A 26,745-nucleotide genomic window follows, 5' to 3' on the forward strand; every position below is an offset into this window, starting at 1 on the left:
CATAATTATGACTCATCAACAACTACCGAATAACTGGGAAGAACGGGAAAAACTTCGTAATAAAGGTCAATTTTGGACTCCAGAATGGGTTGCAAAAGCAATGGTTTTATACACAGCAAAAGATACAAGTTTAATATTTGATCCTGCTGCGGGTAGAGGTGCTTTTTTTGATGCTATTTTAAAAATAAATCCCTCTATAAATTATTATGGAATTGATATAGATAAAAAGGTTTTACAAGATGTAATTTATCAAAGAAATGATTGTTTAGTAGAAATTCGTGATTTTTTAATAAATCCTCCACATCAAAATTTTAAAGCAATTGTAGCTAATCCTCCTTACATTAGACATCATCGAATTGATGCAAAAATAAAGGAATTTTTACAAGAACTTTTTATCAAAATTACAGGTTTTAAAATTGATGGTAGAGCAGGTTATCATATATACTTTTTTGTCCAGGCTTTAAATCTATTAGATAATTATGGAAAACTAGCTTTTATTATGCCTGCTGATACTTGTGAAGGGATTTTCTCACAAAAACTTTGGGACTGGATTACTAAAAATTATTGTCTTGAATGTGTGGTCACATTTGATGAAAATGCTACACCTTTTCCTAATGTTGATACCAATGCGATGGTTTTTTTTATTAAAAAATCTGCACCAATAAAAAATATTAAATGGATTAAGGTAAATCAGTCTAACTCTGATGAACTTCTTAATTTTGTGGAATCAGATTTCCAGAATGAAGATTATCAAAATTATTCTACTTTAGAAATTAAGAACCGTGAGTTAAAAGAGGCATTATCCACTGGTTTATCAAGGCCTAAACAACATCATTGTGATTTTAAATATCACCTCCATGATTTTGCAACAGTTACCAGAGGTATTGCCACAGGTGCTAATGATTTCTTTTTTTTAACCAAAAAACAGGTAGAAGAACTACAAATTCCTCCAGAATTTCTTAAGTTGGCAATTGGTCGTACAAAAGATGTAAAGGGAGATAAAATTACTATGGATGATATCAGCATATTGCAAGAAAAAAATCGTCCTACAATTTTACTTTGTGTGGATAATAACAATATTCCTGAATCAGTGGCTAACTATCTTAAAAAAGGAGAAAATTCTGGATTGCCTAACCGTCCTCTTATTAAACAACGCAAATGTTGGTATAGAATGGAATATAGAAAAGTACCACCTATATTATTTGCTTATCTTGGTCGCCGAAATTCAAGGTTCATTAAAAATGAAGCTGGAGTTGTTCCATTAACGAGTTTTTTGTGTGTTTATCCCATTTTTTCCGATGAAATATACATTATGAATCTTTGGCAAGCATTAAATGATCCTGATACTATTGAAAATCTTAAATTAGTAGGTAAAAGCTATGGTTCGGGTGCTATTAAGGTTGAACCTCGTAATCTTAATAGAGTACCAATACCAGAGCATATAGTAGAGAAATATAATTTAAACCTACATCAAAAACCACAAAAATGTACTAACAAAATTCAGCAACTCGCGCTATTTTAATCCTTCTTATATTTATAAGTGTGTATAATTTAAAAATTTATATTCAATTTTACACTACACAAGTTAATACAATTATTAATATCGCTTCACTCCATTCTACCACCGCCCCATAAGTATCCCCTGTATGTCCACCTAATTTATGATTAAACCAAGCAGATGTGATAGATGCGATCGCCAAACCTAAACCAACCATCATCACAGCTAGAGTAAAATTTTGCCAATTAAACCACCACATCACTACACTAAAACACAATAGTAAAAGTAAACTGGGTATTACATCTATATAAGAACGAATTGCTTGTTTATGAAATGCTCCTTTACCAGCGGCTTTAAGATAAGGATAACAGGCGATCGCTAATTGTTGTCCCCATCTACCCCAACCACAAACCCCCATCAACACTAACCAACGATTTACTTCAATATCTGTTAACGCTACAGTTTTTAATAAAATAATTATAATTCCTGACATCGCCCCAAAAGCACCAGTTGCACTATCACTCATCACTTCTAAACGTCTTTCTGGATTATTTACCGCTAAACCATCACTAGTATCCATCGCTCCATCTAAATGTAAACCTCCTGTAATCAGTAACCATACAGCCACAATCACAGCACTACGAGTTAAAGCAGGGACACCTATATAACTGATCCCCCCATCCAACCCCCCCAAAATACCACCAATTATTAAACCAACCATCGGTGCAAAACAGGCCACCCTCTGAAAATCTAAATTTTCTATATAAGGTAAGGGAATTGACGTATAAAATATCACAGCAGCTACTAAATCCGAAAATTGCTGTTGCCACCAAAGCAAAAATTTAGCCATACTTAAATAGAGTTGATCTACAAATCTCCAGTATTCATTCTCAGCACAATTGAGAATGATTATGTTCATAAATTACTTGAATTATCTGAAGATGATTGGACAATTTAATCAAAAAATTGATATTTTGGAAATATAGACAATTCATAATCTATATCATCGGTTGTATGGCTTACACCATCTTCACCCTATCGGCTGCGTTGTTACTCACCTTCTGTAAAATATAATTCCTCTATGAGTCACCATCTACCCGAAACTAGGATACCAGCACCATGCATTGTCAACATTGGCATTATCGTTAGTAAGCTGGATATGCAACGACTTCTATGCGACTTAGGTAGAGTTCACTACATCTACACTCAAAATGACACAATACTCAGTCAGGGAGATGGGGATGTAATGGAAATATTCTCAAGTCCACAAAGGTCTACTTTAGTTGCTAATAATGCAATATATATCAACCTGGACAGTTTTGATTACTTAGAATTAAAACAGTCTCCCCAACAAGAAACTTATTTTGACTTACGACAGGAGGAAATGTGTTTACGCTTAATTCCTCTGTCTACACCTTCCCAAGAACGACACCAGCGCAATTTTAATATCACTGCTATTGAGGCCATGATGGATCAAGTTTTAGCTGCTAGATGGGATGCAGAAATTGATGATGATTGCTGTGATTCTTTTTAGTGGTCAGCTATCAGCAGTCAGCAGTCAACACTGCTAAATTTTCAATAGTACAAAATACTATTACCATATTTGTTAATAATGATCAATAACGAATGACCAATTTTTTCTTTGAAAGTCTCGCTAGTTGTAGTCAGACTAAGGCCAGGGCAGGCATCTTTTATACTCCTCATGGTGCTGTGGAAACTCCTAGATTTATGCCTGTGGGAACTTTAGCTAATGTAAAAACTATCACTCCTGCACAATTGGCAGATACAGGGGCGCAAATGGTATTAGCTAATACTTATCATTTACACCTACAACCAGGAGAAGGGATAGTTGCTGGCGCTGGTGGACTACACAAGTTCATGGGATGGACAGGTCCAATGTTAACTGACTCCGGTGGTTTTCAGGTTTTCAGTTTAAGCGAAATGCGAAAAATTACTGAAGAAGGTGTAACTTTCCGCTCGCCTCACGATGGACAAATTATTAAACTCACCCCCGAACGTTCCATAGAAATACAGAATACGTTAGGTGCTGATGTGATCATGGCTTTTGATGAATGTCCACCTTATCCTGCTACTCGTGAAGAAGTGGAAACTGCTACAGGTAGGACATATCGCTGGCTAGAACGCTCTATAACCGCCCATAAACGCTCAGATCAGGCTTTGTTTCCCATTGTCCAGGGAGGAGTATATCTGGACATTCGCGCCCGTGCTGCTGGCGATTTGGCGGCGTTGAATATGCCAGGATATGCTATTGGTGGGGTGAGTGTAGGTGAACCTACGGAATTAATGGCAGAAATTGTACAGGCTACTGCTCCTTTATTACCAGTGAATAAACCCCGATATTTGATGGGAGTGGGTACTTATCGAGAAATGGCTATCGCTATAGCTGCTGGTATAGATTTATTTGACTGTGTAATTCCCACAAGATGGGCCAGACATGGTACTGCTATTGTTAGTGGTGAACGTTGGAATCTTAAAAATGCTAAGTTTAAGGACGATTTTACACCTTTAGATGCAACTTGTTCCTGTTATACCTGTGTGAATTTTACTCGTGCTTATATTGCTCATTTGGTGCGATCGCAAGAAATATTAGCTTATACTTTATTAAGTATTCATAATATTACGGAATTAATTAGCTTTACCCAAAAAATTAGGGAGTCAATTTTAAGCGATCGCTTTGTCACAGATTTCGGCCATTGGTTATAATATCTATCAGGAATAGCTCTGACTACTCATGGCTATTCCCTAACTCCTTTTATAGTTAACTGCTTCCCAATTTTCCCTGTTCTCTATTCCTTCCCCCCCCATATATAATTAAAAAAAGCTCTTTGTAATGGAATTTAACACTTGTGATTGAGGCTGAAGTTCATTTATCATTGCATAATTTCTTGCGATCCCAGTCTGGGTTTCCCTCCTGGCCTCATCATTTGACTATGGCTAGGCTGGTAGCACGTGCTTTAAGATTAGATCGCAGTGCATTAATTCAGGTGGGAGCTTTATGTGGTTTGCAAGGACGATATCGCACTAGCTTTATTGCATCTGCTTTAATGTGGCCAAATCCTGTAATCGTTGTAGCCACTTTAGAAGTACAACAGCGTTTATTAAACATAGAAATTCCCCGGTTACAACAGTGGTTATCTACTCATAAACCCATCAGAATTGGTAATACTTGGCCAGATGATAATTTCCCAGGTTTATTATTAACATCTCCCCAGGCTTGGTTCCAAGCACAATTATCTAACTCCACAGCATTTCCTCCTGATATCCCTACTATTATTGATGGAGTAGATGACTTGGAAAATTGGGTATGTGAACAACTCACATATCATATTCAGCCCACAGACTGGGAACAATTAATGTTATCTTGTCCCCAACAAAGAGAAATAATTCGAGAAACAAGAGTAAAATTAACCCACGAGTTATTTCAACATCCTGAAAACCCCTATAATTGTTATTTAATTTCTGCTACAGAAATTGATATTTTACAAAATTTGTTTTTAAATTTACAAGGAGAAAATTTACCAAAAATTTGGCAAAGTTTCTCTCAAGATTTTCCCTTTTGTTATCATCATATACCCTCTTTTTTATCTTGGGCAACTATTAACCGTCGTCAAGGTTTATTTACTTTACACTATACTCATAATGAATTTCATAAAGCTCTTGCACCAATTTGGAAACGTCAACCAGTAGTTTTGATTGGTAGTGCTTTAGAGGTAGAAACAGAAGCTCCTTTATTTCGTCAACGTTTTGGTTTACCCGATGTTACTTGTTTACGGTTTTCGGCGGATACCCAAGGAGAAGCAATTCAACTTTATGTACCTTATAAGTTACCACTACCAAATACACCTGAATTTCAAGGGGCTTTAATTCATAATATTAGAACTCTAGTTTGTTTAAGTGCAACCACGTTAGGAATAACTGTAGTTTTAGTAGGAGATGTACCACTAAAAGCAAAATTAGGCGCGATTTTGGCTGGAGAATTTGGTTCAAGAGTACAGGTAGAAAAAACCTGTTTAGATGATAATGGAATTTTGGTTACTGGTTGGGAGTTTTGGCGATCGCATCAAAATGTATTACCATCACCAAGATTATTAATTATTGCCACTTTACCATTACCATCATTAGAAAATCCCTTAGTAGCTGGTAGAGTAGCACATTACAAGCGATCGCATCAAGACTGGTTCAGATTATACTTATTACCAACTGCTATCAGTGAATTACAAAGAGCGATCGCGCCAGTGAGAGAAAATCAAGGTATAGTAGCGTTATTAGATAGTCGTGTTGTCAACCGTAGTTATGGTTCACAGATATTAGCAGCATTGAGTCCTTTAGCGAGATTAAACTATCTTGATCCCAGTTTATTTTCTTCAGATACGCAACAGGAGTAAATTGATATGATATTTATTTCGATTTTGCGCATCAGTGAAGCAAAGCACCTGTATTAGACGCAAAGTTTCAAATTCTGAATTTCTCAATTTCATACCTAAAAAAAATTTTTAAGATCGCTCCGTTTCACTACGCTTGCAAGGGTAAAGTATTTAGGACAATCTAGTTTTTCTGCTTCTATTTCCCCCAAACGTAACCATGCAGAAATAGCACCAACATCACTTTGTTCTTCGCGGGTGCGACGAAAATTAACTTCTAAACCTCCGTAGCATTTCTGCCAATCTTCCGGTGAAGCAACACCGAAAAAATGTAATAAATTTTTTACCACTCCTGGTTTATTCTTAGCAATTAAAACGCACTTGGGAATTTTACCTTGGTTCATCAATTCTCTGATTGGTAACTGATCTAACCAAAATGTCCACCCCTGTAAGCGGCTTTCTTCTTCTTTTTTAGCTAAAGCAGCACGATACTGGGCTTCACGTCTGAGCCAAAATCCTGCGGTACTGCCTAAAACTCGTTCTAATTTCAATGCCGTTTCTTCATTAATAGGTGCTTTGCCATTAATCAGTAAACTGATATGTTTTGTGCTGTAGCCTAGACGCTCTGCTAATTCTGCTTGCGTCCAATCACGTTCTTCTAGTACATCAGCAACAGATGGGGTAATTGGGGTAACGGTTGTTAAGGATGCAGCAGGCTTGTATTTAGCCAAACTCGCATCAAACTCACCATAATCAATATCATTACTTTACTTTTACCCCAATTTTACCCCAAACTAACTGAATTTACCCCAAACTTACCCCAAAAAATTTGGGACGAGTATTAAACTCATCCCATAATTTATTGCCTGAAACCTTGAAATGCTTGGTTTTGGCTTATTTTTATCAAAGGCGACACCCAGATTCGAACTGGGGGATAAAGGTTTTGCAGACCTCTGCCTTACCACTTGGCTATGTCGCCGCTCCCACACCTATCTATAATAGCAGAACTTAGCCGCATTGTCCAGTGAAATAAGAAAAATTTTCAATATTTTTCCCAGATTTTTTGTAACATATTCATCAGACAGGCTCAAAGCCCGTCCCCAACAGCCCTAAAGCTAAAAATATGTTCTCACTTCATCAGCAAAACTAGCCCAACGCACAAAATAAAACGGACCAGCTACAGAACCCCAAATATGCTCATCTGTCTCAGGATTTCGTCCTCTATCGCGGCTGATGAACTGCTGGGCATCAATCTCAAAATCACTATCTAAATAGGTTCTTTGCCCATCTCTGATGACTATACAGCCCTTTCCTGGTTCAACTGTACCTTTAAAATGCTTACCAGTCCATTGCACAATCATATTACAACCAGTAAGTTTTTCCAAGCGATCGCTCGTTAAATTCTGCAATCTTTCCAAATCACGAGAAGCACCGTAAAAATCTTTTTCATCCTTTACTGTATAGTTCTCAATGTGAATCCTATCGCCACTATTCTTCAAATGCAACACTCGTACTCTATAAGGTCTATTCAGCATATAGTCATAAGCCTGTTCTACAAACAAACTCACCCCGGACAACAGGGAATAAGACAAAGGACGCATACATACCCGAATATGGGCATAAAAAGCGGGATTTTCAAACACCTGCGCTTGATTACTAAAATCTGCCGCCATCCAACGAGCTAAGGTAGTAATATCTGTAGAATGAGTCATGTCAATTTTAGGGTTACGATTTTGGATTTTGAATTTGGGATGGTGAATATTTACAATCAAAGATTTACAAAATATTTACAACTAGAATACCAACCCAATTACAAATTATTAACCAAAACGACCAGAAACATAATCACGAGTACGATTATCTAAAGGATTACGGAAAATTTGACCCGTAGAGCCAAATTCTACCATTTGTCCAATTCTACTTTCATCCGTACTAAAGAAAGCAGTAAAATCAGAAACACGAGTCGCCTGCTGCATATTATGAGTCACAATCACAATTGTAAAATTAGAACGTAACCCGTGAATTAATTCTTCCACCTTCATAGTTGCAATAGGATCAAGTGCTGAACAAGGTTCATCCATTAATAAAACTTTTGGTTTAACAGCTAACGCACGAGCTATACATAAACGCTGCTGTTGTCCTCCCGAAAGTCCTAAAGCAGACTTATGTAATTTATCCTTAACCTCATCCCACAATGCAGCCCCCTTTAAAGCAGACTCCACAATCTCATCTAACACCACCTTGGGACATCTACCAGCAATTCTCACACCATAGGCCACATTTTCATAAATACTAATGGGAAAAGGATTAGGCTTTTGAAACACCATACCAATTTCCCGTCTTAGGCGATTAATATTCACTCCAGAACCATAGATATTTTGCCCAAATAATTCCACAATTCCTTCAACTTTTACCTTTCCCTCTAACTCACTAATTCGGTTCAGAGTTTTAATAAAAGTAGACTTTCCACAACCACTAGGTCCAATTAAAGCTGTCACTTGGTTTTGATAGATGTCTAATGATATCCCTTCAATAGCCTTATAGTTACCATAGTAAAAAGAGAGGTTTTTTACCTTGATAGCAGTAGTTAGATTAGTTACATTAGTCATTGTACTTAAATTACTCATCATAAACAGGATATTGGCGAAAAAAGGTAAGTATTGAGCTATCAGTCATCAGTTATTAGAACTTGATTTTAAGGCCTACTTTGCAGAATTTTCAGGAAACCATCACAGATGACTGAATCACTGTTTACTCATGGCTAAATGTGGACAACAAAAAGAGACACAAAGAGACACAAGAATATTTAATTTAACCTGCTTCTACTAGCTATTAAGCGAGATAATACGCTAAAAACTAGTACTAAAGTTAGGAGGATAATCGCCGTAGTCCACACCAACTTATTAACTTCTGGATCTGGATTATTATAAAGATTAAAAATCAACACGGGTAAAGAAGCCGTAGGACTTAATAAATTATCAGACCAGTTTTGACTAAACAAAGCAGTAAAAATTAATGGCGCTGTTTCTCCTGCTGCACGAGCTATAGCCAGAGAAATTCCTGTAGTAATTCCCGGAATAGCAGCACTAACTACAACCCGAAAAGTAGTTTGGAAACGAGTTCCCCCTAAAGCCGCAGATGCTAAACGCTGATGCACAGGAATTAATTTTAATGCTTCTTCAGTAGTTAACGCAATAATCGGTAACATAATTACTGACAAAGCAAATCCCCCCGCAATGGCAGTAAATCCTTTAGTGGTTAAAACAATTACACCATAAGCGAATATACCAACAACAATTGATGGTACACCAGTAAGAATTTTAGTAATAAAGCGCACAGAATTAGTAATAGTGGGATTTTCGTTAAATTCCGCTAAAAATATACCTGTGATAACTCCCAGAGGTATACTTAGTATAGCACCAATAGTCACCACTGTTAATGTACCAGTAATAGCATTACCAAAACCACCATCAATTACTGGTTTTAATAACATTCCTAGCTCAAATCCCGATATTCCCTTATTGAGGATTTCCCAGATAATTGATAATAAGGGAATGACAGCTAAGGTAGTCAAACCAAAAGCAATTAAATTCATAATATTTGTAAATAATTGCCTTTGAATAGTCAGAGGTTTATGTATTTCTACAGTCGCTGATGGATTTGGTTTAGAATTAAAATTGCTTGTCATCATGATTGTTGTAATATTTGTCCTAGTAAATCATCTTGCCCATTTTCTCAATATTAATTATGTTTGTTAGCTAATAACTTTACCAATAGTCCAGCCGCAATATTTACAGCTAAAGTCAGAGCAAATAAGATTAATCCTAAATAACTCAATGAACCAATATGTAATCCTGGTTCTGCTTCAGCAAATTCATTAGCCAATATAGCAGGAATTGTATAGGCAGGATCAAGTAAAGATAATTTAATTTGGGCAGAATTACCAATCACCATTGTTACAGCCATTGTTTCTCCTAAAGCTCTTCCTAAAGCTAACATGGCAGCACTAAGTATACCGGACAATCCTGCCGGTAATAATACCCGAAAAATAGTTTCCCAACGAGTTGCACCTAAAGCCATGGATGCACTACGTAATTCCTTAGGGATAACTAATAATACATCACGAGAAATAGCAGCCATTGTAGGTAAAATCATAATTGCTAAAATCATCCCTGCCGTTAACATATTATTCCCCGTAGGATCTTCGGTGTTAAAAAAAGGTATGAACTTAAAATTAATAGCTAACCACTTTTGTAATTTTTCTATAACGGGAACAAATACAGCAATTCCCCACAAACCAATAATAACACTAGGAATAGCAGCTATTAATTCAACAATAAATGCCAAGGTATTCTTAATACTTGAAGGAAGAAAATCTTCACTAGTAACCAAAGCAACGGAAATGGCAATAGGAACAGTAAAGAAAATAGCGATCGCACTACTAACCAATGTTCCATAAATGTAAGGCAAAGCCCCAAAAACTTGATTACCTGTATCCCATTCTTGACTCCATAAAAATCCCAAGCCAAATTGTTTAATTGCAGGTTCTGCTTCTTTAAAAACTATAAATGTCATGATAAATAATATCATGGCAGTAATGACCACAAACAGATACACTAACCAAGTAAATCCTTGATCAAACCAAAACATCATTCCACCATTACTTGTCAAATTAATGTTTTTATGTTCTGATTGCCATGAGTTATTATCATCTAAATTAGCCATAATTGATTTTTAAGTCCTCGTATTTATTAGGAGATCAACAAGTCATGAGATTCAGGAGCCATAAGACTGACTCCTGACTACTAAATTACCTCACACTACCATTTACAGTTTGTAAAACTCTGTTAACGACATCAGCCGGGATCTTGGTATAATTCATGTCATCATTAAATTGTTGACCATCCTTTAACACCCAATTAATCCACTTTTTCACTGCCGCTGCTTTAGCTGCATTAGGATACTGCTTATACACCATCATCCAAGTCAAACCCACAATAGGATACCCTTGACTGGGATCGTTCACAAACACCCGATAATTACTGGGAAAACTGACTGTAGATAAAGCAGAATTAGCTGCTGCTAATGAAGGAGTCACAAATTCACCCTTTTTATTTTGAATTTGGGCTGATTTGAGCTTATTCTTAGTAGCGTAATCATATTCCACATAACCAATAGCACCAGGAGTCCGACTCACTAAAGCCGCTACACCAGGATTTCCTTTACCCTTAAGAACATTGGGTAATGTCCACTTAGGAGCAGTGTTGGCTCCGATTCTACCTTTAAAATAACCACTAATTGCACTTAAGTGGTTAGTAAAAATGAAAGTTGTACCACTACCATCTGCCCGTACTACAAATTTAATCGGCTGGTTTGGTAAATTCACGCCTGGGTTATCAGCTTTAATTTTCGGATCATTCCAGTCTTTAATTTGTCCAGCAAAAATTGCAGGTAAGGTAGCACGAGACAACTTGAGTGTATTCACCCCAGGAAGATTATACACTACCGATACTGCACCACCGGCTGTGGGCACTAAAATCACACCATTCTTAACTTTAGCTATTTCTGCATCAGTCATAGCTGCATCACTAGCACCAAAATCTACAGTACCATTAATAGTTTGACGAATACCACCACCACTACCAATAGCTTGATAATTCACTTTTAATTCTGGATGTTTTTTAGTAACTTCCCGTGCATAACGTTCATATAAAGGTGCAGGGAAAGTAGCTCCAGCACCATTTAAGGTTTGAGCTTGAGCAGACAACATGGGGCTTAATGCCATAGCTGATGTGACTACAGAAGTAGCTACTACACGATTGACAATGGTGGATAGGAAATTCATAGTACCTTTAATTCAGGGAATAACTTTTTCAGCAATTACATCCTTTATTAACGGTGATTGTTTGTTGTTAAGATTAGGTTAAGTAATGTCTAATAAAAATTTAAACTATGCTTAAATTTACACTTTTAAACTTTATTACTCACTGATGCTATCTAGAGCTAATTTCTGTTGCATACTTTTTATGCTCAAATATCATACAAGATAATAAAATCGCTGACAACCTGTTTGTAATTAATGCTGTAGACGCAAACGTAAGTGTTATATTGATTATTAGCAGGACTTACGCAACTGGCACATTGGTAGGGTGTGGTTCCACAAGCTCACTAACCACGTCAGACAGTATCAATCATGTAAATAACCAAATTGTTCATCTCTGACACACCCTACAACAGCATCCTACAACAGATTTTTTAGTGTGACACCTGCGTAAGTCCTAATTAGTTTAGTTGTAGGGTGTGTCAGATTCGATAAATCCTGCAAATAAACAGATTACAGATTGTTGATATCTGACACACCCTAATAATGTGGTGGTTGGGTAAGTCCTGCTAGTTGAGATATAGGTTTCTGATCGGTTGAAATATTTTATTTCTTTATATTGCTCGTGTAAAAGCAATATAGTTTATTTAAACCAAGAATATCCTTCTTGAACCAAAAGAAAAGTTAAACCGCTTCAGTATTTTTTTCCCCAGTGCGAATACGGACAACCTGATCTACAGGAGAGATAAATATTTTACCATCCCCAATTTCCCCTGTACGTGCGGCGGAAATAATCTTATCTACAACCATATCAACTTGACTATCTTCAACAACAATTTCCACCTTAAGTTTTTGGAGAAATTCTACAGTATATTCAGAACCACGATAACGTTCAGTTTGCCCCTTTTGCCGTCCGAAACCTCTAACCTCAGAAATAGTCATTCCCACAATACCAGCATTCACTAAGGCAATTTTTACCTCATCTAGCTTAAAGGGACGAATAATGGCTTCTACTTTCTTCATTTTTCTCATCCTAACTTCTCATAACTTTGTTTATATATAGCAGATAATAGGCAATTCGCAATTTCTTACTTGAAGTAACTTAGCACACCGATACAAAAAAGCTAACTAATGCTAACAAAAGTTCCCTTTTTCTTCCTGCTTTATCCTAGAAGTGTCGGCACTATCTAGTCCACAGGCTAACACGGTTAATCTAACCACAGTTCGACAAGCTCACTGACCGCTTATTTTTTAAATTTGTTGCCGCGTTTAAATCTCAGTCACACTCAAAACCGCAGTTACCACATTTAAACATTCTTAGCTTTTCAGTTACTCTGTTAATTAACCCCACCCCCACGAATCTTAAAAACCACTATAGGTTGTTTTCAGAGTTTCTTCAATAGAACCTAGATGCTGAAACATTTCTATCAGGTAATCAGCTTTTGTTTTTCTATTTGCTAAAATCATTTTTAATGGCACTAAAAATTTAATGTCTGGATCATTGACTAAGACATTTTCCACAACTTCTAATATTTTAGCAGCATTGTCCAGAATTTCCGGATCACCAAAGCCAAATTTGGCAGAAATTTGATGTAAATTGGCATCAGGTATGATGGCTCTACCTGATAAACTATTATCTAGGGCTAGACCTTTTAATAATGTCAACAAACCAGCATAAATTAAGAAATCATCACAACTATCACAGGCTTTAAATTCAATCCTACCAATTTCTGCGGGAATACGCCCAACTTTTGTTAATGAAGGTACACTTTTAATAATTTGTTCTGGTTTTTCCACAAATACAAGTGTGGCTGATCTTTTGCCAGTTCTAATAAATGTTCTTACTGATAACCCATTCCATAATACTCCATTATAAAAAGGAGAACTATAACTAAATGGTACAATATAAGGACTATAATAAGTTAATTTCTGTCCAATATCAATAACTTTTTCTATGGGTAAATTTGCTAAGGAAATATTTAAGTCCGGTCCGTATGAAACCATATAAATATGGGCAGTTTGTTCATCAGGATAATTTTGCAATTGTTTGATTTCAAAATCATTTAATGGTGGTTCAGGAGTAAATAGACAATTATAGGGATTAAAACTCACTAATACTGGAGAAAAACCAAAGTTTACAGCCATTTCCCGCAATAGATGAAAACTTGTGGTTAATTCATCAATTACTCCTTGAATGGTAGGATGAATAGTAGTTCTAATTTCTATGCCTTTGGGTATACAAGTAATAAATTTTTCTGTTGGTGAAAATCTTTCAAATCCTTCAATATACCAGCGTTTCTTTTTAATGCCAGCGTCACCAATTCTTAATTGTAAATGATCATCAGTATATAAAGGCAATTTGTCAACTATTTGTTGAAAATCTGAAAAATTTGTACAAGAAAAATCAGCAAATTTTCCTTGGCGGTTTAAAAAGGCAACTTCGTGTTCAATACCAAAAGAAAACATATAGAATTGGGTAATTGGTAATTGGTAATTGGTAATTGGTAATTGGTGAAATAACTAAAAATTAAATATTAAACATTAAACATTATAATTTAAAAATTATTTCTCCTGACTAATAATGGCTGATAGCTGATAACTGGTAGTTACAAACTAGTTTTCTGCTAACAACGATCGCCAGTCAGTGATCGCCTGTTCTGTCCATAACCAATTTTGTGATAACTTCTCTATAGTAAAATCTGATGGTGCATTTTGAATCACCAACTGTCGTAATTTTATCGCCTCCTGTAAATATCTTTGCTTTTTTTCACCTGTTTCATTTTTAGCGGATTTATATAAACCCAGGGCTAACCCTGCATAGGATGTTAGCGTCTCTGGCTTTCCTGCTATATAAGCATATTTCATCGCTACTGAACCTTGATTTTCTCCCCTTTTCAAAGCAAAATTTAAAGCCTGCAACCATGCGTCATTAGCATAATTCAAATTGTCTTCTGCATAATAAGCAAAACCTAACGCATTATTATATAGTAGTGAATCTGGTTGTTTCTTTGTTGCCTCTACCCAATAACGACGGGCATCATCAACACTATACTTATTATTTCCTATTTGTACAAATTGCCATGCTAAACGACCTCTATAAAAATTTACAGATGGATGATTACTTTCTTGAGCAGGCACTAAATTTAAGGCAATTTCCGCCGATGGTAACGCAGCACGATTTAGAAGCTCCTCTACTGCTTCCATACCAGCTTGTAAATTGCCTTGACTAAATTGTGCTGTAGCTGTGGCAGTAACAATACCTGTATTTGCTTTAGATAGATTAATATTATTCTGATTATTATTTTTTCTATTAGTCAAATTTTGATTAGATAAACTAGGAACATCAGTAATATTTCTACTACTACTACTTTGAAGCCATAATAAGCCAATTCCTGTGAATACAGCGATCGCACTTATACCTATTACTGACCAAGTTTGTTTATTTTGTAAAGTCCTTCTGTGGTTTTCAGGACTAAAAATACCAGATGACATAGTATTTACCGTACTTTTTTCAATGTTAGCAGGTGTTGTCACAATGCGAACACGCCAAGGAACAGTATCATTAATATTTTTAACAGGTAGATCATTAAGATTGTTAATAGGTATCTGTTTTACCAACTCAGTCTGCATTGTAGCATCTTCTGATCTGGATACTTTACTATCCAATACCTGACCTTGTAAATTCTGCATAATATCAGAAACCATGTCCATATCTTCCTGATAACTAGGATCATCATAGCCAATATTATCCACCCCATCATCCCAACTATCATCATCTAACCAATGATCTTCGCCAATATCGTCTAAATTAGGATTAAGAATATCCTCTAAGTCCAATGATACATCTAAACTATTAGCTATATTTCTATAACCATTATTTATGGGTTTTGTTGGAGGTTGACATTCATTTAATAAGTCTGAATAACCCGATAAATTAGCTTGAGGTAGTAAGCAACCATCAAATTCTCGTTGTAAATATAAAATAGGTAAAACCCAATATATTTGTTGAGAACCATAGGCAGAAATTAAACCTTGACGTACTCTAGTCACACATAAATCTAAACTATAACCTTGACTTAAATTCCGATAAAATAACTGTGTTAATGTCAATGCCACTTCATCAGGAATGCGTTCTGACATGGCTAAAACACTTTTGACACCACGTTTAACTAAACTTTCTGTTAAGTTTCTTTCTGCTGTTTCTTCATTGATTTCTGACTTAGCCCGATAAGCACCTAAACAAGAGTTAAAAACAGCCATCTGAATATTATTATTAACTAATAAACCAGCAAGATCATCACCACTAAGAGTTTCTGTTAAACCTGTTTTTTGACTCACAAGATAAATTTGTCCACCATTGGGTCCCAAATTACTATGACCAGAATAATGGAGAATATGATATCTACCTTGTTCCAATGCTTGGGTTAATTCTTCCCTACCCGGCTGATCTAAAACAGAAAGTTCAATTTCTGGTACACGAGGATCTACTTCAGCTTGTTTTGACACTTTACGGTATAATTCAGTTTGTAGGTTAACCACTTCTTGTTGCAATAAATGTAAACGGGCTTTATCCGTTGGTGAAGAAATGACCATCAATACCTTTAAAATACCAATACCCGATGATCCAGCAATATTATGTAGTGGTGGGGATGGATTACTTGCACCACTTTGATAACGGGCAAAAGTGATATATGGTCCTGTAGCTAAAGGGCGATCGCCCACGTGCATCAATTCCCAAGGTAATCTAGCTAAACGAGAATCCTTCAAGCCTAAACGCAGCTTTAACACCTGTTGATGATTTTGGGCAACACCCTGAGCTATAATCCAACTATCTCTTAAACTACCCTGAAATAAAGCATTATATAACTCTTGTCCTAAAACCACTAAACTTACAGCAGTTGATCTGGATATGACATCACCTTGCAAAACAGATTGCAACGGATCCTCCATCAATTTTGCCGCCATTGATAACCACTCAGCCACAGGCCAATTCACCAGTTCTTCTGCCAATGGTACACCAGATGCGACTTTTTCCGTCCGCACCAAATAACCATTTTGCCCTACTGGGGTTACAGAAAGGTGAAAGTCTTGTGTCACAAGTTCTCCTGTTTGCCTCTTCAATCTACTTTAAACTGTTTTTATTATGATGGGATCACTACTGATACTTTAGATGTATTTTTTTCACAAATGTTTCAGATTGAGGTTTTCTACCTCTCGCGCTTCTACTAACTTTATCCGGATCCATTGATCCCCATCGAGAACATTTTATTGGTAGATGCACCTTGATCTTCAACTCCCCTAGTAGGCTAACACCATCTAGGGGATTTCTTTTTAATTTTGGCAAACTTTTGGTCAACAAACATCAAATCAGACATAAGATTTTGTCGTAACACCACAAAATCAAGCAAATTGCAACCTAATAATTAACTTCCCCAGCCAGCTATCATCCCAGAGATTTTTTCTGTGTTTGATGTAAGACAAAATTTAGATAAATTCATCCTGATTATGGGTGGGAAATAAAGAACAGTAATTTAGTAGATGCACCCTGATAACTAACTTCCCCTGGTTGGCTAACACCACTGGGGGTTTTTTATGCTCATGATCATTTTTTCCGGAAGATAGGATCGGCACTAAGAATATTAAACTAGTAGATGCACCCTGATAACTAACTTCCCCTGGTTGGCTAACACCACTGGGGGTTTTTTTATGTTATTTTATATTCATGATCATTTTTCCCGGAAGATGTGATCTAACTCCAGAATATCAAACTAGTAGATGCACCCTGATAACTAACTTCCCCTGGTTGGCTAACACCACTGGGGGTTTTTTATCTTTTTCGACAGGTGTAAGGTACGTCAAACTGAATAAATTTTGTAGATAAATGAATTTTTGATTTCTAAAACACCGATACAAAAAAGCTAACTAATGCTAACAAAAGTTCCCTTTTTCTTCCTGCTTTATCCTAGAAGTGTCAGCACTATCTAGTCCACAGGCTAACACGGTTAATCTAACCACAGTTCGACAAGCTCACTGACCGCTTATTTTTTAAATTTGTTGCCGCGTTTAAATCTCTGTCACACTCAAAACCGCAGTTACCACATTTAAACACTCTTTGTGATAGTGGTAATTGAGATTTTTTCCACAATCAGAGCAAGTTTTACTGCTAGGATAAAATCTATCCACAACTACTAACTTACTGCCATATAGTTGTGTTTTATATTCTAACTGCCTCCTGAATTGATCAAATCCTATATCCGCAATAGCTTTAGCTAACTTACCATTTCCTAACATTCCAGACACATTCAAATCTTCTATCCCTATTAGCGAGTGGTTTTTGCTGATACAAGTAGTGATTTTGTGTAATGTATCTTTCCTGATATTAGCTATTTTTTGATGCAGTCTGGCTATTTTGATTTGGGAACAATGCTAGACCTTGATTCCAACCGTGTTTGGCTACCCCTGCGTGTTGTGCTAGTAGTAGTCTTTGTTGCTTGTTTACCTTGAGTTCGGTCTTGAATCCTAGCAGCATAAAGGTATTTTACCACAAAATCCCAATATTGTTACCATAGAGGTGTGACTTTGTACAGTCAGCATAAGTAGGTAATTGTTAGTAATTGTTAGCTTTTCAATTACTGTTAATTAACCCTGAGAATGCTAAACTAATAGATGCACCTTGATAACTAACTTCCCCTGGTTGGCTAACACCACTGGGGGTTTTTTATGATCATGATCATTTTTTCCGGAAGACGTTGTATTATTGAAGAATATTAAGTCTAGTAGATGCACCCTGATAACTACTTTTCCCTGGTTGGATCACATCTAACTTGGGAATTTTCTATTAATTAAGCCCGATTTTACTGTAGTTGTAAAAAATATACCTAAATATCTTTTACCAAGATTCTTGAAAAGACTATCACCGTCATTGCTTGGTTTTCGCTTCACTTGACAGTGTTAATTCAATACTTGATATGTTAGGATTATATATCAAGTATTTGATTTTTTCAACTAAAATATATTGATTTTTGTCAACAAATGTATAGCTTTGTCTATAAAATTGTCAACTTAGGACTAGCTCTTGGATTTTATAGAAAATGTACCATGAATAGTCAAGTCTGTCTATAAAATTTGTGAACTTTACCAATACACCACTACCATAACTAATTCTTAAAACAGTAAATGTTGACCACAAGAACCCGTTGGCATCAGTTTAACAGTAAACCTATTACCAATTTTGTAGTTTTAAACCCTATATTTATTGATAACCAAGATACACTTTAACACTCTTTATCATTTTTTGATAATAGTGAGTGCTAGTAGACGTTTTTTCAGTGTTACTACAATATAACATAATATCAACATTTTTGCAAATTTATTAAAAATTTATTAGACCTCTCCGGAAATTGGGATTTTAGCTAGACAGGTTAAGGGTTTCAGATTCTTTTTCACTCCTATGTCTATTTATAAAACATGAAAACTTAGGCCAGTGTTATTCAAAAAATCTGTTGTCGGGTGTTTTAGAGGATATTTGTAAAGTCTAAATTATTACTAAAATCGGCGATTAGAAATCGCGGTTCATCTTGCACACAGACAAACCTGCCTACACAGGTTAAAAATCCTTGGTTTTTCATTAGTCCACGCAGGTGTAATTAGTTTGTGTAGTAGCGTATCCCTATCGGTAGCGAAGCAATATTATATTCGCCCAATACTTTTAGAACATCTTCTTAGACTGCATAAATATTGCAAATAAATAGATTTTTGATATGCTATTGTTGACAGATTTTACTCATGCTAACTTAGCAATTGAGTAATAATTAATTGAGTTATAAAACTTAATAACTTAACTCAGTGAATGCTCTCAAATGCTTAAAAAATCAGAATTGTAAGCATAAACACCTTACAATTATAAGCTGTAAACAAACTTTCTGATCATATAGAGAAAAATATCCATGATCAAAAATCAACATCAGATGAGAACGGCAAGTCTTTTAATGACACTGCTGTTAGTGGGATGTGTAGGAGGGGAAAGTCCCAAGGTAACTAATACGGCTGCTTCTACTGGTTCTCCAGAACCAGGATCCCAACAAACTAGAACGCCAGGAAGTCAGGTTCAGAAAAAGTTTCCCAAGTTGGGGGTTCAGACTCAACCTTTTGATACTCCATTAGTTGCAGCTTCTCATAAACCTAATGTTGCTAGTTTGATATTACCAACAAATAAGAATGAGAGGTTAAATATCATTCCTACTGGAAGACCGGATCCTTTTGGGCGAATTTATGAACCAATTGTTCCTATGTCACAAAGTAATACTAGTAGTCAGCGAGAAAAAGTACCTGTATTACCACCATTACCAATTGTGAAAAAACCGGTAATCAAAAAGCCACAAGTAGCAATTAAACCACGAGTAGCAATTAAACCACAAGTAGCAATTAAACCACAAGTAGCAATTAAACCACGAGTGGTAATTAAACAACCTGCTAAACCAGTATTACCTAAGTTAGTGCCTCCTGTGGCGATTAAACGGGAATTAGTTCCTGCGCGTCAACCAGATGCAGCTAAGAGTGTGTTTGTCAGTGGTGTGATTTTGATTGGTAAAGTACCCCAAGTGATTATTAAAGTACCAGATGAACCAAGTAGTAGATATGTACAGCCAGGACAAAGATTGGTAAATGGGGTGTTGGTAAAGCGTGTAGAAATGTCCAATGGTACAAATCCAGTGGTAATTTTAGAACAGTATGGTATTGAGGTGGCCAAGCAGGTGGGTTTCGTTCTGTAGAACGAAAGGATAAGGACGTTAAACCTACAAGTACGGCTGCTGTGGAGAATACTTCTCAACAAAAGGTTTTAGGAGTTTTATAGTTATGGGAAGTGAGGAAAGGTTTGCATTGACTAATTTACCTTTGGCTGTATATCGTGAGCTAGAGGTGCATCTACTTCAGGTTTCTGGTGTGGAGGTTGGTTTAATACCTCAAACGTCTTCGGATTTTGATTATACCCAAAGTCAAGTTTCTGGGTTGTGGATACGCTGGAAGTCAGATGTGGATACAGAAAGTCGGGATAGGGTAAAACAAATTCTTGCTTACTATCAAAACCGATATGGGATATAGTGCTATTCAGTTTAGGCTTAACTGACAATGGATAACTGGCAATTTCTCATCCAAAAACAGGGCGATCGCGGTTGGAATACTTTGGAGTCGTCTCATTTACAAATACTACCAGGAAAGTATCGCCTTTTGGCTCGTTCTTGGCTGGTGAATACTGATGTGGAGGTGCAGGTAACTCATACTGCTGCTGGGGAAGTACCTCCTAAGGAACGGGTACTTAAGCGATCGCGTCGCACTAATGCTGATGGTTTAATGGCTGTAATTCCCTTTACCCAATTTAAACCGGGAATTTGGGAATTACGCTGTTGTGGAAATGTAATGTCAACAATGTTAGGTCAATCATGGCAACATACTCTCTATATTGAAGTTTTATCTCCTGTACCACCAGAATTACTATCTGATCCTGTTCCTGAAAATCAGGATCAGGCTCCATGGATAGAAAATGAAGTTAATATAGTAATGAATCCTCCGGTTAACCCGATGTGGTTACGAGGTCAAACTACTGAACAAATTTTGCAAAATTTATTAGATATCGCTTTACCTGTGGAAGATCCGGAGGTAACTCAAGAAGTTATCAATGATGTATTAACTTTACCAGATCCTTTGTTGGTAAATATCACTTTGGATCAAGAGACTTATGTGGCTAAATGGGGTAGTGGTTTCACTATTCATGGTTATGTGGAAATTAATGATCTGGAAAATTTGGCAGATGAAAAGTTGCAGATCAATAAGTTATCTAATTTGCAATTGGAAATTTCTTTAATCACACCTGCAAATTCACAAGTTATTAATCATATAGAACAGTCCTTCTCAGACAAAATTCTACCTTTTACTTTTACTTCTTCTATTGATATTTCTCCTAATTGTGAATCAAAATTGTTATTAGCCGATATTCACTTATATGGTATTTATGGAGAAGTTGATCAAGTTAAACTTTTAGGTAGTCATAGTTTTATTATTACGGCAGATATTACTGCATTATTAGCAGGACAAAATCAAAGTTCTCTGCCGGATAATTCCAAGGACAATAATGAAACTTTGCAAGAAAAGCGGGTTTTAAGCTTAGAACTTTTTAATGTGGCTAAAACTCCTAGTTTAGCCCAGTTTCATATTTTAAAACCTGCTGTTAAAAAAGTTTTTCCACCACAAATTAAACCTGAAAGTATGGGTGAAGTGCTTGTTCCTAAATTACCTAGTTTACCACAAAGTTCATCATCTCACGTCGTTAATAAAAATTCTGTAAAAATAATTTCTCCACCACCACCAATTAATTTAAGAAAATTGCAGATCAAACCTGTGAAAACCAGTTTTCCCTATTTGGTAAAGATTAAACCAAATCAGGATCAACTTCGTAAACATGGTCCTGTTTTGCCTGTCACAAAATCTAAAAAACAAGATGTACCTGTATTATTAGTGGGTTCTGAGGTAATTAATGAAAATTTACAAGAGGCTATTTATAATATTGATGAATTGCCAAGAGTTGATGATCCGTCTTTATTATCTGTAACTATATCTGAATCACAAAATCCTCCACATTTATTAGTTGATAATGATATTATGGATCAGTATTTGCAAGAAGCAATTACTAATATTCATGATGATCAAATAGTAGATAATTTAGCAGAAAATCTTGAGAAAAATCTCAGGAAAGATATTAATATTATTACTTCAGAAGTGCCAGATTTACCAGAATCAAATATTGCTAAATATCTGGATCAATCTGTTAATTTGGAAGTAGAAGTTAATGAGGTCAATATTCAGGAAGTTCCAGAAAATAAATTGAGTTTTTCTCTATTACAACAGTGGAAAGAAAGAAGCAAAAATTCCATTTATCAACATATAAATGTACCAGAAATCAATGAAAACTACCCAGAAGAAAATGATGTATTTGATATTGCTGAAAATATGCCTGTAGCCGAAATTGAAGCGGTTTCTGAACCTATAGAAGTATCTATTCCCACTCAGGAAATAACTCCAGCAGTAAAACCGTCTTGGTTATCTCAAGAAGTTGTTATTGATGATGTTTTTATGGAAAATGATTTTGTTAGGGAGGTTGCGGAAGAGAAAAAGGATAATTTAGCGGTTGAGGTAAAAATTGATGTTGTTGACTTTGGGATGATACAGTCTTTACCAACACCACAATTATACTTATCAGAGGGTGAATTAATTGCAGGTAAGTCTATGATAGTGCGCTTTGAATTACCAATAATATTATCAGATGTAATTGTAAAGTTATGGATTGAAGATTGTCAAACTCGCACTTTATTAAATGATGTTCATATTATTACAGATATACATTCAACCAGTTGGGGAACAATGGAAGGTGTGGCTAGTTTAATAGTACCCTATGGTTGTTTAGAAATGAGTCTAGGTGCGATCGCTTATCATCAAGTAACCCATCAAGAAAGTAATAAGGTAACAATACTCAAGAAAATTATACCTGCGGATTTGCCAAAGATGGATTTTGATGAGTTATTAGGTTTTAATCTAAATACTGATGATCATCTACCTGACTGTGGATATTTATAATACTATTAACTTTACAAAAGTTATCACAACTCAGCCAAAATCACAAAAACGTTACTAACTGTTAAAAATCTTGACAGTTTGGTAAATAAGGTGAAATTTTGCAGTAAGCTCTATTTGAATTGTAGTGTGACTTCACAGGAATTTTTCTATGTCATCTTCTTTTTTCCCCACCATTTTGGCTTATACCCCTTTCTTGTCTTCTATCTTTGTTCCTTTGACTGGTTTAGTATTACCAGCAGTTATTTTCGCTTTCCTGTTCTCCTACATTGAAAGTGACAATATTGGTTAATTTGGTAATCTCAGATAATCTAATTTGGTTATTGCTGATTTTTTCGTTATAGTATTTTATAGGCTAGTTCTACCAACCTATTAATTGCTATTACAACTAGCAAATCAGCTTAATCAAATTAATCAAATTTACAAACCAGTAAAAAACCGCCCCTTGGTCTAAAGTGGGCGGTTTGAGGTTTTAAGGGATCAACTTAAATAAATTTAATTAAATTTACACTCCAGTTAAAATACATCAAAAAACCGCCTAGCTGAGATTAATAAGGCGGTTTTAGTTTATCATTTTTAGTGTGTAGGGGTTTAGCACTGCTAAACTCTAGCTATGGTAAATTATAATTATAAATTAGCATTACTAAACCCTCTGAATTACATTGAAGAACCTAAACCTACGTAAGAACCATAGAAAAAGATTCCTAAAACAGTAATTACACCTAAACCGGCAATAGTACCGACGACCCACAGGGGAATTCTTCCACTTCCAGACACAGTTTTTTCTCCCTTAAATATAGATAAACAATGATCAACAGAGATTTGTAATAGTGAGTTACTAGGACAGCTATAACTCTTGTATTATCAGTATTTCCAGCATTTAGTCAATAATGTTTATTGCTGACTACTGACAGCTAATAGCTGTATTTCCTAGCAACTAATACAGTAAGTTTTTCCAGTTAGTTAAAGAAGTAGCTAGAAAATAGAATACCTAGTACAAATACTAGTAACAATCCCAGGTATAAAGAAGTACGATTTAACTCTACTGGTTGTTGATTGGGGTTGGGCGTTCTTTCCATGGTTTACTCCTAACGTTGAATGAATTGCATGGCGGCGATCGCGCCTAAGAAGAATACAGTGGGAACAGCTAGAGTATGGACTGCTAACCATCTAACTGTAAAAATAGGATAGGTAACTGGTTGATTGATGTTATTACCGCTAGTCATGATCTTAAATTACTTTCCGATAAATGTTTCTACTTGTTTTTTCGCTTCAAAACGGTTTTTCACAATGGGAACTTCTTGGCGTACTTGAGTAAAATACTCGTTAGGACGAGGAGTTCCAAATACATCATAAGCTAGTCCAGTGCTAACAAATAACCAGCCTGCGACAAATAATGCGGGGATGGTGATGCTGTGAATGACCCAGTAACGGATACTGGTAACAATGTCAGAAAACGGACGTTCTCCTGTAGTACCTGCCATTTCTTATTTACCTTGAAAAGACTATGATTGAGTTTATTATCCTACAAATAGAAAAAGTTACAACTAGCAACTTTTTTTATCAGAATTTATCCTGGGAAATTTTGCGATAAAGCGTAACTACAGAGTAATTACGATTTATCCTGGGAAACTTTACGCTAAATCGCAACTACTAGATAATTAGGATGGTAATTCGGTTGTTGTTTGGGGGTTATATTTGAGCAGTACTCCGCGATCGCCAATAATAAAACCTTGTTCTGGGTTGAAAAATACGATTTTGTAAAAGTTAGCTGCTACTTTCTCTACATATCGGTCTTTTTCCCAAGTTTTACCCCCATCTACGCTGCGAAGTAAATTACCGCTACCTCCACTAACCCAGATTTCTTCCGGTGTACGGTAAGCTAGGTCTAATAGACCCCAACTTGTGGATAATTCTGGATATTCTACCTCTAACCACTCATCGGGTTTTGCAGGATCGCTAAATTGTACTTGGCCTCCTCTAGCTAATAACCACAGTTGTCCGTTGTTACTAAAACCCATGTTTTCTAAACGTCGGGAACTGTTGCGGTTATGGGGTGTCCAGGCTGTTTCTCCTGGTTGCCAAGTGGAATAAAAACTACCTTTAGCGGAAACTGCGATATATTTGCCATCAAGCGATCGCTCCATGTTCCTGACTACACCTACGGCCGATTCTACCTTAGCTTGCCAATTTTGGCCACCGTTGGTAGTTTCATAAATTGCTCCCACGTCTGTGGCTATCTCTGCTACATTGGGGGCGATCGCTTGTACAGTGATAGGATTACCTGGTAATTTTTCACTTAAGGGTATACGTGACCAGTTTTTTCCTTCATCAGTAGTATGTAACACTAAAGAAGGTTCACCTACTATCCAACCCTCTTGTCCTACAAATGCCACTGCATTAAAACGATATCTATTATCATCTAATTGTGGTTCTAGTGATTGCCAAGTTGCTCCACCATCTTTAGTTTCTAGTAGAGTAGTATTACTTCCTACTAAATAACCATGTTGAGTATCACCAGTAAACGCAATATCTAACAGTTTGGCATTCGTGGGTATATTTATCACCTGCCAAGGATTATAGCCAGTTGAAGGAACATTACTACAACCTATACAGGATATGATAACTATTAATGCAGCAAGAAACCCTTGCCAATTTTTCAAAATTGCACCCATTGGTATTACAGAATTTTAGATTTTAGATTTTTGTATTTTTGGATTTTTGTATTTTATAGCTGACTGCGGAGTGGGGAGTCGGGAGTGGGGAGTCCGGAGAAAATTCTTTATTCTTTATTCTGACTACTGACTGCTGACTACTAACTGCTGACTACTATTGTAGTCCGTACAGACTAATAAAAAACAAAAATCCTAAAGCTAACATTCCAAAAATGAGAATGTTTTTTTGTCCAGGTGTCAGCGTGTTAACACCTAAACCATAGCTTAAATTTTCCTTAAAACCAGATGCACTACCAGCCGGTCCAATGTTCGCAAAAGCAGCTTTCTTAGCTGAACACACTGGACAACGCCAGTTGACAGGTAATTCAGCAAATGCTGTTCCCGCTACAATATGATACTTGTCGTCTCCTTTTTCTGGTTCATAGACATAACCACAGGCGCGACACTCATAGCGGTCTAACTCTGGAGTTTCTACAGCCTGTTCAGCTTGTTCACTCATAGTTTTATCGTCTTGCTAGTGGAAAATATTAACAATTATTAAGTTTACCATAGTAATCTAACAACAATATCTGATACTTTTAACCGAGACATTCCCTGACATCTGAGATATCGTGAATGTCCAGTACAACATTACCAACTGAGTTGATAAAGGTGGTATCCCACATTGCCTTGAGGAAAATCCCCAAAGCTCCATTAAAATCTCGCGGTATGTCATAACCGCAATTAGGGCAAACAAAGCTCTTA

At 36.1% G+C, this 26,745-nt stretch carries 25 protein-coding genes, 1 tRNA gene and 1 pseudogene; 8 read left to right on the plus strand and 19 right to left on the minus strand.

Annotated features, from left to right (window positions below; genetic code table 11):
• The first annotated feature begins 7 nt into the window (after positions 1-7).
• Positions 8-1,522: an N-6 DNA methylase gene (locus H6F32_RS05005; RefSeq protein WP_190368234.1), complete on the plus strand. Its 1,515-nt coding sequence runs from the start codon at positions 8-10 to the stop codon at positions 1,520-1,522.
• A gap of 49 nt (positions 1,523-1,571) precedes the next feature.
• On the opposite strand, the gene cobS is transcribed toward H6F32_RS05005, so the two are convergent.
• Positions 1,572-2,348 carry an adenosylcobinamide-GDP ribazoletransferase gene (gene cobS, locus H6F32_RS05010; RefSeq protein WP_190368266.1) on the minus strand — a complete coding sequence of 259 codons (777 nt, stop codon included), beginning with the start codon at positions 2,346-2,348 and terminating at the stop codon, positions 1,572-1,574.
• A gap of 231 nt (positions 2,349-2,579) precedes the next feature.
• Here cobS and H6F32_RS05015 point away from each other — a divergent pair, with 231 nt between their 5' ends.
• The 3 genes from H6F32_RS05015 to H6F32_RS05025 all read left to right on the plus strand — a co-directional run bounded on the left by H6F32_RS05015 (position 2,580) and on the right by H6F32_RS05025 (position 5,904).
• Entirely contained in the window at positions 2,580-3,032 is a 453-nt protein-coding gene (locus H6F32_RS05015; protein WP_190368235.1) for a hypothetical protein, read from the plus strand.
• A gap of 92 nt (positions 3,033-3,124) precedes the next feature.
• A complete protein-coding gene (gene tgt, locus H6F32_RS05020) occupies positions 3,125-4,222 on the plus strand; it encodes a tRNA guanosine(34) transglycosylase Tgt (protein WP_190368236.1) in 1,098 nt (365 codons plus the stop codon).
• Between the two features lie 143 nt (positions 4,223-4,365).
• Positions 4,366-5,904 carry a helicase C-terminal domain-containing protein gene (locus H6F32_RS05025; protein ID WP_190368237.1) on the plus strand — a complete coding sequence of 513 codons (1,539 nt, stop codon included), beginning with the start codon at positions 4,366-4,368 and terminating at the stop codon, positions 5,902-5,904.
• 95 nt (positions 5,905-5,999) lie between these two features.
• On the opposite strand, the gene H6F32_RS05030 is transcribed toward H6F32_RS05025, so the two are convergent.
• The 12 genes and pseudogenes from H6F32_RS05030 to H6F32_RS05085 all read right to left on the minus strand — a co-directional run bounded on the left by H6F32_RS05030 (position 6,000) and on the right by H6F32_RS05085 (position 18,230).
• Positions 6,000-6,611 carry a HigA family addiction module antitoxin gene (locus tag H6F32_RS05030; RefSeq protein WP_242031052.1) on the minus strand — a complete coding sequence of 204 codons (612 nt, stop codon included), beginning with the start codon at positions 6,609-6,611 and terminating at the stop codon, positions 6,000-6,002.
• A gap of 176 nt (positions 6,612-6,787) precedes the next feature.
• Positions 6,788-6,859, minus strand: a tRNA-Cys gene (locus H6F32_RS05035).
• 136 nt (positions 6,860-6,995) lie between these two features.
• On the minus strand, positions 6,996-7,592 hold the full coding sequence (locus H6F32_RS05040) for a chromophore lyase CpcT/CpeT (protein ID WP_190368238.1): 597 nt from the start codon (positions 7,590-7,592) through the stop codon (positions 6,996-6,998).
• Positions 7,593-7,700: 108 nt separating this feature from the next.
• The gene (gene pstB / locus H6F32_RS05045) at positions 7,701-8,489 is read right to left on the minus strand and encodes a phosphate ABC transporter ATP-binding protein PstB (RefSeq protein ID WP_190368239.1); all 789 of its coding nucleotides are present in this window, start codon (positions 8,487-8,489) and stop codon (positions 7,701-7,703) included.
• A gap of 197 nt (positions 8,490-8,686) precedes the next feature.
• The gene (gene pstA, locus H6F32_RS05050; protein ID WP_190368267.1) at positions 8,687-9,568 is read right to left on the minus strand and encodes a phosphate ABC transporter permease PstA; all 882 of its coding nucleotides are present in this window, start codon (positions 9,566-9,568) and stop codon (positions 8,687-8,689) included.
• 53 nt (positions 9,569-9,621) lie between these two features.
• Positions 9,622-10,605, minus strand: a complete 984-nt coding sequence (pstC, locus tag H6F32_RS05055) for a phosphate ABC transporter permease subunit PstC (RefSeq protein ID WP_190368240.1) — start codon at positions 10,603-10,605, stop codon at positions 9,622-9,624.
• Between the two features lie 85 nt (positions 10,606-10,690).
• Positions 10,691-11,725, minus strand: coding sequence for a phosphate ABC transporter substrate-binding protein PstS (gene pstS, locus H6F32_RS05060; RefSeq protein WP_190368241.1), 1,035 nt, complete (start codon positions 11,723-11,725; stop codon positions 10,691-10,693).
• Between the two features lie 660 nt (positions 11,726-12,385).
• Positions 12,386-12,724 (minus strand): P-II family nitrogen regulator, encoded by a 339-nt coding sequence (locus H6F32_RS05065; RefSeq protein ID WP_190368242.1) that lies wholly within the window; start codon positions 12,722-12,724, stop codon positions 12,386-12,388.
• 339 nt (positions 12,725-13,063) lie between these two features.
• Positions 13,064-14,167 carry a glutamate--cysteine ligase gene (locus H6F32_RS05070; protein WP_190368243.1) on the minus strand — a complete coding sequence of 368 codons (1,104 nt, stop codon included), beginning with the start codon at positions 14,165-14,167 and terminating at the stop codon, positions 13,064-13,066.
• A 147-nt stretch (positions 14,168-14,314) separates the two neighbouring features.
• A complete protein-coding gene (hetF, locus tag H6F32_RS05075) occupies positions 14,315-16,798 on the minus strand; it encodes a cell division protein HetF (protein WP_190368244.1) in 2,484 nt (827 codons plus the stop codon).
• Between the two features lie 910 nt (positions 16,799-17,708).
• Positions 17,709-18,115, minus strand: a pseudogene (locus H6F32_RS20420) (RNA-guided endonuclease InsQ/TnpB family protein).
• On the minus strand, positions 18,081-18,230 hold the full coding sequence (locus tag H6F32_RS05085; RefSeq protein WP_190368245.1) for a helix-turn-helix domain-containing protein: 150 nt from the start codon (positions 18,228-18,230) through the stop codon (positions 18,081-18,083). Before H6F32_RS05085 ends, H6F32_RS20420 begins: the two are co-directional and overlap by 35 nt.
• 1,417 nt (positions 18,231-19,647) lie before the next feature.
• On the opposite strand from H6F32_RS05085, the gene H6F32_RS05090 reads away from it, so the two are divergent.
• The 4 genes from H6F32_RS05090 (at position 19,648) to psaI (ending at position 23,618) form a co-directional block, all read left to right on the plus strand.
• Entirely contained in the window at positions 19,648-20,472 is an 825-nt protein-coding gene (locus tag H6F32_RS05090; protein ID WP_190368246.1) for a hypothetical protein, read from the plus strand.
• An 85-nt stretch (positions 20,473-20,557) separates the two neighbouring features.
• Complete coding sequence (locus tag H6F32_RS05095; protein WP_190368247.1) at positions 20,558-20,803, plus strand: hypothetical protein; 246 nt, start codon at positions 20,558-20,560, stop codon at positions 20,801-20,803.
• 27 nt (positions 20,804-20,830) lie between these two features.
• Entirely contained in the window at positions 20,831-23,329 is a 2,499-nt protein-coding gene (locus tag H6F32_RS05100) for a hypothetical protein (protein WP_190368248.1), read from the plus strand.
• A 148-nt stretch (positions 23,330-23,477) separates the two neighbouring features.
• On the plus strand, positions 23,478-23,618 hold the full coding sequence (gene psaI / locus H6F32_RS05105; RefSeq protein ID WP_190368249.1) for a photosystem I reaction center subunit VIII: 141 nt from the start codon (positions 23,478-23,480) through the stop codon (positions 23,616-23,618).
• Positions 23,619-23,983: 365 nt separating this feature from the next.
• Here the strand turns inward: psaI and H6F32_RS05110 are convergent, their stop codons facing one another.
• The 6 genes from H6F32_RS05110 to H6F32_RS05135 all read right to left on the minus strand — a co-directional run bounded on the left by H6F32_RS05110 (position 23,984) and on the right by H6F32_RS05135 (position 26,500).
• Positions 23,984-24,103, minus strand: coding sequence for a photosystem II reaction center protein J (locus H6F32_RS05110; RefSeq protein ID WP_190368250.1), 120 nt, complete (start codon positions 24,101-24,103; stop codon positions 23,984-23,986).
• Between the two features lie 182 nt (positions 24,104-24,285).
• Positions 24,286-24,405 carry a photosystem II reaction center protein L gene (locus tag H6F32_RS05115; RefSeq protein ID WP_015081482.1) on the minus strand — a complete coding sequence of 40 codons (120 nt, stop codon included), beginning with the start codon at positions 24,403-24,405 and terminating at the stop codon, positions 24,286-24,288.
• A gap of 9 nt (positions 24,406-24,414) precedes the next feature.
• Entirely contained in the window at positions 24,415-24,552 is a 138-nt protein-coding gene (psbF, locus tag H6F32_RS05120; protein WP_015139785.1) for a cytochrome b559 subunit beta, read from the minus strand.
• A gap of 9 nt (positions 24,553-24,561) precedes the next feature.
• Positions 24,562-24,810 carry a cytochrome b559 subunit alpha gene (gene psbE / locus H6F32_RS05125; protein WP_190368251.1) on the minus strand — a complete coding sequence of 83 codons (249 nt, stop codon included), beginning with the start codon at positions 24,808-24,810 and terminating at the stop codon, positions 24,562-24,564.
• Positions 24,811-24,987: 177 nt separating this feature from the next.
• Positions 24,988-26,001 (minus strand): photosynthesis system II assembly factor Ycf48, encoded by a 1,014-nt coding sequence (locus tag H6F32_RS05130; protein WP_190368252.1) that lies wholly within the window; start codon positions 25,999-26,001, stop codon positions 24,988-24,990.
• A gap of 154 nt (positions 26,002-26,155) precedes the next feature.
• Complete coding sequence (locus tag H6F32_RS05135) at positions 26,156-26,500, minus strand: rubredoxin (protein WP_190368253.1); 345 nt, start codon at positions 26,498-26,500, stop codon at positions 26,156-26,158.
• Positions 26,501-26,745: the final 245 nt, after the last annotated feature.

The sequence above is a fragment of the Anabaena sp. FACHB-1237 genome, from assembly GCF_014696225.1.
Lineage (GTDB): Bacteria > Cyanobacteriota > Cyanobacteriia > Cyanobacteriales > Nostocaceae > FACHB-1237.